This is a genomic window from Methylobacterium sp. WL103 (assembly GCF_008039885.1).
Lineage (GTDB): Bacteria > Pseudomonadota > Alphaproteobacteria > Rhizobiales > Beijerinckiaceae > Methylobacterium > Methylobacterium cerastii.
Genome location: NZ_VRUX01001129.1, coordinates 1 through 742, shown reverse-complemented (window position 1 = coordinate 742; position 742 = coordinate 1). Strand labels below are relative to the sequence as shown.

Sequence of the window (742 nt, the reverse complement as noted above, 5' to 3'; positions counted from 1 at the left end):
CCTCCGGCCCGAGCAGCCCCGCGGCCAGAGCCGAGACGTCGCCGTTCATCACCACGGCGTCGGCGGCGATCCGTTCGCCGCCGACGAGCATGACGCCCGAGACGGCGCCCCCCGAGACCAGGATGCGCTCGACCCGGGCGCCGGTGCGGAGGGTCGCGCCGCGCTCGGACGCGAGCTCGGCGATCGCGGCGGCGAGCTGGCTCAAGCCTCCCGCGATCGACCAAACGCCCGCCTGCTCGACATGGGCGACGAGCATCAGCGTGGCCGGAGCCTGATACGGCGAGGAGCCGCAATAGGTCGCGTAGCGGGCAAACAGCTGCCGCAGCCGCGGGTCGCGAAAATAGTCGCCGAGCGCGCCCCACAAGGTGGCGAAGGGCTGGATCCGCCAGAGGTCGCCCAGGCCCGACAGGCCGGCGCGGCGGGCGAGGTCCACCGGACCCGGCCGGGCGCCGCGGATGAACGGCGCGTCGAGGGTGCGGAAGACCTGCTCGCTGCGCGCGCAGAAACGGCGATAGCCGTCGGCCTCGCGCGGCCCGGCGAAGTCGGCGATGGCGTCGGCGGAGGCGTCGCCGTCGAGCAGGTCGCGCTCGGCCACGTCGAAGGCGTGAAAGTAGGCGTCGGCCTGAGCGACCCGCGCGGCGAAGCCCGCATCCGCGCCCTCGGCGTCGCCGTAGGCGTGGCTGCTGGCCGCGAGGTAGGCGCGCCCGAGGTCGTTTCGGTCGGCCCAGGCTCCGTCGAGGGC

General features: G+C 74.9%; 1 protein-coding gene. It reads right to left on the bottom strand.

The window, feature by feature from the left end; translation table 11 throughout:
• Nucleotides 1-742: FAD-dependent oxidoreductase (locus FV222_RS28220; RefSeq protein WP_187277528.1), on the bottom strand; the 742-nt coding region annotated here is incomplete at both ends.